The organism is Ohtaekwangia sp., assembly GCF_036568665.1.
In the GTDB taxonomy this organism is placed as follows: Bacteria; Bacteroidota; Bacteroidia; order Cytophagales; family Cyclobacteriaceae; genus Ohtaekwangia.
The window spans coordinates 1-8743 of the sequence record NZ_DATCSD010000248.1; the positions used below are offsets into that span (position 1 = coordinate 1).

Annotated in this window: 8 protein-coding genes; 4 read left to right on the forward strand and 4 right to left on the reverse strand. The window is 44.5% G+C overall.

Annotation, left to right across the window (positions count from 1 at the left end; all coding sequences use genetic code 11):
* The first annotated feature begins 99 nt into the window (after positions 1–99).
* Entirely contained in the window at positions 100–1455 is a 1356-nt protein-coding gene (locus VIN08_RS13740) for an LA_2272 family surface repeat-containing protein (RefSeq protein WP_331966028.1), read from the forward strand.
* 126 nt (positions 1456–1581) lie between these two features.
* Here the strand turns inward: VIN08_RS13740 and VIN08_RS13745 are convergent, their stop codons facing one another.
* The 3 genes from VIN08_RS13745 to ettA form a co-directional block, all read right to left on the reverse strand.
* A complete protein-coding gene (locus tag VIN08_RS13745; RefSeq protein ID WP_331966031.1) occupies positions 1582–2391 on the reverse strand; it encodes an SDR family oxidoreductase in 810 nt (269 codons plus the stop codon).
* Positions 2392–2393: 2 nt separating this feature from the next.
* Positions 2394–2762, reverse strand: a complete 369-nt coding sequence (locus VIN08_RS13750) for a DMT family protein (RefSeq protein ID WP_331966034.1) — start codon at positions 2760–2762, stop codon at positions 2394–2396.
* Between the two features lie 71 nt (positions 2763–2833).
* Positions 2834–4516, reverse strand: coding sequence for an energy-dependent translational throttle protein EttA (ettA, locus tag VIN08_RS13755; RefSeq protein WP_331966037.1), 1683 nt, complete (start codon positions 4514–4516; stop codon positions 2834–2836).
* Positions 4517–4776: 260 nt separating this feature from the next.
* Here ettA and VIN08_RS13760 point away from each other — a divergent pair, with 260 nt between their 5' ends.
* Positions 4777–4998 carry a DUF2795 domain-containing protein gene (locus VIN08_RS13760; RefSeq protein WP_039751840.1) on the forward strand — a complete coding sequence of 74 codons (222 nt, stop codon included), beginning with the start codon at positions 4777–4779 and terminating at the stop codon, positions 4996–4998.
* Between the two features lie 246 nt (positions 4999–5244).
* Positions 5245–5922 carry an OmpA family protein gene (locus VIN08_RS13765; protein WP_331966062.1) on the forward strand — a complete coding sequence of 226 codons (678 nt, stop codon included), beginning with the start codon at positions 5245–5247 and terminating at the stop codon, positions 5920–5922.
* Between the two features lie 166 nt (positions 5923–6088).
* Here the strand turns inward: VIN08_RS13765 and VIN08_RS13770 are convergent, their stop codons facing one another.
* Positions 6089–6760, reverse strand: coding sequence for a 2-C-methyl-D-erythritol 4-phosphate cytidylyltransferase (locus VIN08_RS13770; protein WP_331966064.1), 672 nt, complete (start codon positions 6758–6760; stop codon positions 6089–6091).
* Positions 6761–7187: 427 nt separating this feature from the next.
* Here VIN08_RS13770 and VIN08_RS13775 point away from each other — a divergent pair, with 427 nt between their 5' ends.
* The gene (locus tag VIN08_RS13775; RefSeq protein ID WP_331966067.1) at positions 7188–8378 is read left to right on the forward strand and encodes an RsmB/NOP family class I SAM-dependent RNA methyltransferase; all 1191 of its coding nucleotides are present in this window, start codon (positions 7188–7190) and stop codon (positions 8376–8378) included.
* Positions 8379–8743 lie beyond the last annotated feature (365 nt).

Sequence of the window (8743 nt, forward strand, 5' to 3'; positions counted from 1 at the left end):
AACCTTTATATACCCCACACAATTCAACCACACACCTGTGCGTTAGAAAAATGAAGGTGAGCATGCGGGGAATGGAAATATACTTTAACCTAACACTCCATGCGATCAGCTGTAATTCTGTTGGCAGTATATCTTATTGTGTATTACGAAGCAGCGGCTCAACGCAAAGTTCGCTTTGTAAGAACTGTACAATTTTCACTTACACCCGGCCTTAGCACCAATGGCATGCACCCGGGCGGGTATAGCAATTACTTCTCTCTCAATTTTACTTCCGGTTATTCCGCTGCTAATTATTTATTGGAAATTGGTGTAGTCTCTAACCTCAATGAAAATGAAACACACGGACTGCAATTTGCCGGTATAGCAAACCTTACGGGTGCAAATGCCTTTAAAGGAATGTCGCCCAAAGAAAGAGATACCAAGATCAAATCAGGTTTCGAAGCCAATCTTTCGGGTGCACAATTCTCGGGTATAGCCAATGTTGTATTGAATAATGTTTTTGGCTGGCAAACTACCGGCGGAGTAAATGTTGTAAAAGGTGCACTGCAAGGTTTACAACTGGCGGGTATATCAAACACAGTATATAAATATACTTTCGGCATTCAACTGGCAGGCGCATATAATGTATCGGTAGCTTCTATGGATGGCTTGCAGGCAGCAACGCTATTCAATATAACGCAGGGAGAGCTTTATGGAATACAATTGGGAGGCTATAACAAAGCCGGAGTCATGGAAGGGAAAAACTCGTACGACATAAAAGCACCTACAGCACTTCAGCTCGGTATTATTAACCAGGCTGTAAAGATGAACGGCTTCCAGGTAGGTATAGTGAACATGGCTAAGCGTATGCAGGGCACGCAGATCGGGTTGATCAATATATACCACAACGGCACGGTTGCTCAAACACGCGATGGCACTTCTATCGGGTTGATAAACATCGGCTCCGGGGGCTACGGTGCTATCTACGCTACGGAAATATTTTATACCAACATCGAGATTGCTACCGGCACCATCAAGAACAGCCGCATTACATCAGACGCCAAGGAAATTCAATTTCAGAATGCACTTATATACTCTAACGAACCGGGCTTTATCCGCAGAAGGCAACAGTGGGCATTCGGGTATGGCATTAAGAAATTATACTTTAATCGCTCAACGCAACCCGGCATGGGTAAATTCAGATTTATATCGTATGGCATCGATTGGATGCACATCAACCATGAGCATGGAAAGCTCACCCGTGAATTAAGCTTACTCACGCGGCCACAACTTGCGTTCGGATCGAAGCTACACCCGAAAATCAAAAGTATATATCTGTTTGCAGCGGTATCCTATAATTTTTACTGGACAGACACACCACCTCTCGATATTTCTTTTCTCGAAAGTTCAACCCGTATTCACAAAGAGTTATTACAGATGTGGCCGGGATTCTCGGCCGGAGTACAAATTCAATAATATACAATGCCATCAGGTATTTTCACCTGATTGAGAAAGAAAAGCAATCTCGTTGCTAAAAAATATTCCAATAATTATAAAAAAAGTCAGGACAAAAACCCTGACTTTACCATCTCTTCTTCACGCTTAACGCACTTTCGCTTTGCGTATATAGTTAGCAAACCAATTGGGGAAAAATCGCTTGAACTTGACGCCCAACGTTTCGATGCCTCCTATATATACTTCGTTCTTTTTCTTTTTAATGGCGCTTATAATTTTCTCAGCACACCAATCAGCAGGCTTGCCTTTATATTGAGCGTCATCCATTTTACCGAGTGGAGAACCATCACCAGTCACGGCCGCGAGTGTGATGGGGGTATGAATAAATCCGGGGCAGATCATTGTAACGGTAATAGCATCGCCTGCATCTTTCCAAAGTTCTGCGCGCAATGAATCAAAAAAACCATGCAACGCATGTTTAGAGGCCGCATAGCCCGACCGATAGGGTGTTCCAAATTTACCGGTAACACTGGACACCGTTACGAGGTGGCCGCTCTTGCGTTTCAAAAAATGAGACAGTATATTTTTCGTGAGCGCTATGGCTCCGAAATAATTTACTTCCATAATTCTTCTGTCAACATCCAGCACGGTATCTTTTGCAAAACTGCGCTGACTGATACCTCCGTTGTTTACCAGTATATCTACATGACCAAATATTTGTATTGCTGCTTCCGTTGACAAGCGCAGTGTTTCAGTCTGCGTAAGATCCAGCGGAAGTATATGTACATTCGCTTGTGCAGCAGCAATGCAATTTCCCTTCACACGTTCCAACTCCTCTTTTCTGCGGGCTGAAAGTATAAGTCGTGCACCTTCTTTTGCCATGGCATATGCCAATGCTTCACCTATACCGGAAGAAGCTCCGGTGATCCACACAACCTTGTTCTGAAGTTTAGTCATGCTTATTTTTTGAAGATAAAATATACCGCCAGCACGAGGAACACAAAACCGATCAGGTGATTCATCTTGAACGTTTCTGTTTTAAAGAACAGAAACGAGAAAATCATAAACACCACCAGTGTGATCACTTCCTGTATAACCTTGAGTTGCACCAGCGAAAACGGTCCGCCATATTCTTTATAGCCTAACCGGTTGGCCGGCACCTGCAATAAATATTCAAACAAGGCTATACCCCAGCTTATCAGGATAATTACCAGCAGCGGTAAACTCTGGCTCCACTTCATATCCTTAAACTTGAGGTGGCCATACCAGGCCATCGTCATAAAAGCATTGGAAAGAACCAATAATACAATGGTATATATTACTCTCATAAATGTATATACTTTATAAAATGATTGCAGACCGTTTTAGGATCTGCAATCACTGGAAGACTATATATAATTTACTTCACCAGTTTTTTATACTTGATGCGGTGCGGCTGATCGTCACCGAGGCGCTTGCGCTTGTTCTCTTCATATTCGCTGAAGCTTCCTTCAAACCAGGTGATCTGTGAGTCACCTTCAAAGGCCAGTATATGCGTACATACACGATCGAGGAACCAGCGGTCGTGAGAGATGATCACGGCACAACCGGCAAAGTTATCGAGGGCTTCTTCAAGGGCGCGCAGCGTGTTTACGTCCAGATCGTTGGTAGGCTCATCGAGCAGCAGCAGGTTTCCGCCCTGGCGCAACGCAATGGCTAGGTGCACGCGGTTTCGCATACCGCCGGAAAGTTCTTTGATCTTCTTCTGCTGATCGGTTCCGTTAAAGTTAAATTTACCTACATAGGCACGCGAGTTCTGCGTTTTACCTCCGAGCTCGATCAATTCATTGCCACCGGTAATAGCTTGCCATACGGTATCTTCCGGCTTCAGGTCATCGTGCTCCTGGTCTACATAGGCGATCTTTACTGTCTCTCCTACTTCAAAATTACCGGCATCCGGTTTTTCTTTACCGATGATCATCTTGAACAACGTAGTTTTACCTGCACCGTTCGGACCAATGATCCCTACTATACCGGCAGGTGGCAACGAGAATGTTAAATTTTCATAGAGTAATTTATCGCCATAGCCTTTCGCTACACCGGTTGCTTCAATTACTTTATTACCGAGGCGCGGGCCTGGCGGTATAAAGAGTTCGAGTTTCTCTTCGCGTTCTTTCGTTTCCTGGCTCAACAGTTTTTCGTAGGCACTCAAACGTGCTTTACCTTTTGCCTGGCGACCTTTCGGATTCATGCGCACCCACTCCAACTCGCGCTCCAACGCTTTTTGTCGTTTCGACTCGCTCTTCTCTTCCTGTGCTAAACGTTTTTGTTTCTGGTCGAGCCACGAAGAGTAATTTCCTTTCCAGGGTATACCTTCACCTCGATCGAGTTCCAGTATCCATCCGGCTACATTATCAAGGAAGTAACGGTCGTGTGTTACAGCGATTACTGTTCCTTTATATTGCTTTAAGTGTTGCTCCAGCCAATATACCGACTCTGCGTCCAGGTGGTTCGTTGGTTCATCCAACAAGAGTACATCGGGTTCCTGCAGTAACAAACGACAAAGTGCTACACGTCTCTTCTCACCACCGGAGAGGTGTTCTATTTTTGAATCCGACGGAGGACAACGTAACGCATCCATAGCACGCTCCAGCTTGCTATCAAGTTCCCACGCATTCACGGCATCCAGTTTCTCCTGTATCTCGCCTTGCTTGGTTATAAGTTTGTCCATGGCATCCGGATCTTCCATCACAGCCGGATCGGCAAATTTTTCATTGATCGCCTCAAACTCTTTCAGCAACGAAACAACTTCACTTACACCTTCTTCTACAATTTCCTTTACAGTTTTAGTCTTGTCGAGTTGAGGCTCCTGTTCCAGCAAGCCTACCGAGAAGCTAAGATCCGATACAACCTCTCCCTGAAATTCTTTGTCTATACCGGCAATGATGCGCAGCAGCGAAGACTTACCCGAGCCGTTCAACCCGAGCACGCCAATTTTGGCGCCATAGAAAAATGAGAGGTAGATATTTTTGAGAACCTGTTTACTGGGCGGGTAAATCTTGTTTACCCCCGCCATCGAGAAAATAATCTTTTCGTCAGCCATGAGTTATATATTGATGATGGTTGGCTCTGAGAATTTTATGAGTTGAAGTGCTTTCTTCATTCAATAATTCAGAAAGTTAGCCGTTGAGTTTATGGCCGCAAATATGGCTTTTTTAGTCCATAGTGCATAACACTACATCAAACAACACCGGCTCTGTTCAACAGGTTACCTTTGTGATTTTCGGACTATCGACCGGTAACTCTTGACTATGCCCTAATTAATTTTATTTTTGCGAAAAATTAAAAGGAGGACGTAAACCTATGTATTGGACTCTTGAACTTGCCTCTTACTTAGAGGATGCTCCCTGGCCGGCAACCAAAGATGAGTTGATCGATTATTCTATCCGTTCAGGTGCTCCCCTGGAAGTTGTAGAGAACCTCCAGGAACTGGAAGATGACGGACAGCCTTACGAAAGCATCGAAGAGATCTGGCCGGACTATCCCACCAAAGAAGATTTCTTTTTTAATGAAGACGAGTACTAGCCCAAAAGCTATTAACATTTTTTACTGAACAACATTCTATGCTGGAGCCGGCCTTCATGGTCGGCTTCTGCTTTTTCGAGTAGAGATGCAATCGTTTTACCGCTTTTTCAGGAATGGAATCCATCCATTCCGACAGCAAAGCGAATTATATATTCGCAGACCGGTAATTCTGTTTTTCTTTCGAACTGATTTTCTCAAGGACCCTCTTGATCATTTTTAACCTAACAACAACTACTCAAAAGAGGTATGGTAAATTTCTTAAAAGGAAGACGTGTAGTAACTTTTTTCCTGACACTTTGTATTATTCTTGGCTCTTGCAAGAGCATGAACAAGGCCACTAAAGGTGCTATTATCGGTACGGCTGGTGGTGCTGCAGCAGGCGCTGCTATAGGTAAAGCTGCGGGTAACACTGCCGTTGGCGCCATTATCGGTGCTGCCGTAGGTGGAACTGCTGGCTATCTGATTGGCCACTATATGGACAAGCAGGCTGCTGAACTGAAGAAAGACCTGGAAGGTGCAACCGTAGAACGCGTGGGCGAAGGTATAAAGATTACGTTCCACCAGGGTATACAATTCGCAGTAAACTCTTCGGAAGTAACAGCTACTTCAAAGACAAACCTGCAAGACCTGGCGCGTGTACTCAATAAATATAGCGACACCAACGTGCTGATCGAAGGACACACTGACTCAACCGGTAAGCACGACTATAACTTATCGCTCTCCGAAAAACGTGCAGAGGCGGTATCAACGTACCTGAAAACACAAGGCGTTACTGGCGTTCGCATTACAACGGTAGGCTATGGGCCTGACCAACCCATTGGCGACAATGCCACAGAAGCCGGCCGCCAACAAAACAGACGCGTAGAAGTAGCGATCTTCGCTAACGAAAAACTCAAAAAGAAAGCAGAGAAAGGAGAAATCTAGTTCTTCGCTATATATAGCATAAAAAAAGAGGCAGTGATGCCTCTTTTTTTTGTTCACTTGTTCGAAGTTTAAAGTTCAAGGGTTACAGTTATTTTGTGAACAACCTGATGCCTACTGTTTTCTTTGCTTGCTCCAATCCCGCTTCCACACGGCCAGCAACCGGCAGCTATTTTTTCATCAGCGCTTCTGCTACGATCAGATCTTCCGGGGTGGTTATTTTTATATTCTCATAACTTCCTTCGAAGAGTGATATAATATGCCCGGAGTGTTCGGCTACGCTGGCATCATCAGTAAGACTCGGGTCTTCTTTCATCTCATAGGCTTGCCTGATCAGGTCGACCTGGAAAGTTTGAGGTGTTTGTATCAATCTGAACCTGGAACGGTCCATAGCCTTGGTATTATCCTGGTCCGTCATGCGAATAGAATCTTTCAGACGCACCGATGCCACAGCACATTGATGTACAGCCGCAAGACGGAACGATGCCCCTATAATATCTTCACTCACCAGCGGACGCACACCATCATGAATAGCCACAAGACCATCGCCTTCAATTTTAGCAAGACCATTCTTTACTGACTGAAATCGCGAATCACCACCTTTCTGCAGTATAAGCGGATGTGAAAAGTTATGTTTCTTGCAAAGCGCTTCCCATGTTTCGAAGTCATCTTCCGGAAGCACCAGTATAATTTTTATAGACGATGAGTACCTGTAGAAAGCAAGAATGGTATGCATCAGAATAGGCAAACCATGCAACTCCAAAAATTGCTTGGGTAATTTACTTTTAATGCGCGTGCCCTTTCCACCCGCTACAATGATCGCATATTCCGTAGTATTCAACGTATAATAATTTGAGCGGGAAGATAGTAAAAAGCTTCGAGCAGTATATGAAGCTATTTATACTTCGACATTCCTTGTTCGATGTTCAGTTAATCGTTAATGGTCATTCATTAATCGTAAATACAAGGAAATACCATTCCACCAAGAACACAAAGGAAGCACAGAGTTACTCAAAGATAAATACGTTGCACTACCTGTCTCCGCATTTTGCTTTCTGCCTTGCGCTTTATACTCTGTATTCATCTGCGAAATTCTGTTCCCGATAGCTATCGGGACGCGGGAGATACTTCTGCATTTTAATCCGCGAGAACTGCTGCAAACAATTTTCGTTCTCACTCCTTTTTATTGCACCTTTGCATTTTAAATCACACTTCACCCCCACGCTCGCACATCTCAACGCTGGCTTTAGCCGGCAGCTATTTTCACTATGAAGCTCTATAACAACACAACCAACGCAGTAGTACAGGCACTCGAACAGATTTTCGGAGAACAGCGTTATGCCGATAAAGTAATTGAAAAAGTACTGAAGCAAAATCCCAAGTGGGGTGCGCGCGACAGGCGCTTCATTGCCGAAACTACGTACGACATTGTGCGTTGGTATAGATTGCTGCGCGAAATCTCGGGAGCCGATGAACACGACTACTGGAAAATGCTCGGTGCTATATTAGTTCTGCAAGATATACCCCTGCCTCCATGGGAAGAATTCAGAGGCGTAAACCCCAACGAGATAGCCAAGCGCAAGCGCAATGCCGATAAAGTACGCAAGGTGCGCGAATCTATACCCGACTGGATGGATGCACTCGGGGAAAAAGAGATCGGCAAACTCTGGGATAAAGAACTCAACTCGCTTAACGATGAAGCGAAAGTTGTTCTTCGGGTAAATACACTCAAGACTACCAAGAAAGATTTACGCGAGCGTCTGCTCGAAGAGAATGTAGAGACCTATAGTATAAATGGTTTTCAGGATGCGTTGCTCTTGAAAGAACGTCAGAATGTTTTTAGTGTACCTTCTTTCAAAAGCGGTTTGTTTGAAGTGCAGGATGCAGCATCACAACTTATTGCTCCGTTCCTGAAAATAGAACCGGGCCAACGGGTGATTGATGCCTGTGCAGGTGCCGGAGGAAAGACACTACATATAGCAGCATTAATGAAAAACAAAGGCCGCATCATCGGCATGGATACCGAAGAGTGGAAATTGCAAGAGCTGCAGAAGCGCGCCCGCAGGGGTGGCGTTACAAACCTGGAGACACGTATAATAGACTCATCAAAAGCCATTAAACGTCTTGAGAATTCTGCCGATCGTTTATTGCTCGATGTACCCTGCTCCGGCCTCGGTGTATTAAAGCGTAACCCCGATGCCAAGTGGAAACTCTCCGAAGAGTTTATCGCCAACGTAAAAGAACTGCAGCAACATATACTTCAGGATTACTGCCAGATGGTAAAACCCGGTGGCCTTATAGTATATTCCACCTGTAGTATACTCCCCTCTGAAAATCAGCACCAGGTAAAAACCTTCCTGGCCAACAATGCTAACAAATACGAATTACTCGAAGAGCAACACGCCTGGCCAAGCGATGGATTCGATGGATTCTATATGGCATTACTGAAGAGAAATTAGTTTGAGGTTTTACAGCTCAGCACTTTCGAGTGTACATATATAGGCTATAGGATGCACGCGTACCGCGAGAAATCCCCTTATAGAAGCAACGAAAATTAAAGTCCATAAAACAATTCGATGACGAACATCGAACCAGTGACCTAATCTCAAAGCATGACCAGGGAATTTCTCGCAGCAGAAGTGCATTTCATAGCAGGCGCTCACGCTCGAAATGACCCTGCTATAATAAAATCACGAGAAGCCATATTATACCTGCTAACTCTGCGGTAACGAGTCCGAAAGACGCGATTGGCATTACTTTTCTGAATCTCAGATTTTTGGAAAAAGATTTTTTGCTCGCATCATGACCTTCAACAGATTTAAGT

Excerpts from the sequence above, each read along its gene's own strand:
- VIN08_RS13740 (WP_331966028.1), top strand. The coding sequence starts at position 100 with ATGCGATCAGCTGTAATTCTGTTGGCAGTATATCTTATTGTGTATTAC.
- VIN08_RS13745 (WP_331966031.1), bottom strand. The coding sequence starts at position 2,391 with ATGACTAAACTTCAGAACAAGGTTGTGTGGATCACCGGAGCTTCTTCC.
- VIN08_RS13750 (WP_331966034.1), bottom strand. The coding sequence starts at position 2,762 with ATGAGAGTAATATATACCATTGTATTATTGGTTCTTTCCAATGCTTTT.
- ettA (WP_331966037.1), bottom strand. The coding sequence starts at position 4,516 with ATGGCTGACGAAAAGATTATTTTCTCGATGGCGGGGGTAAACAAGATT.
- VIN08_RS13760 (WP_039751840.1), top strand. The coding sequence starts at position 4,777 with ATGTATTGGACTCTTGAACTTGCCTCTTACTTAGAGGATGCTCCCTGG.
- VIN08_RS13765 (WP_331966062.1), top strand. The coding sequence starts at position 5,245 with ATGGTAAATTTCTTAAAAGGAAGACGTGTAGTAACTTTTTTCCTGACA.
- VIN08_RS13775 (WP_331966067.1), top strand. The coding sequence starts at position 7,188 with ATGAAGCTCTATAACAACACAACCAACGCAGTAGTACAGGCACTCGAA.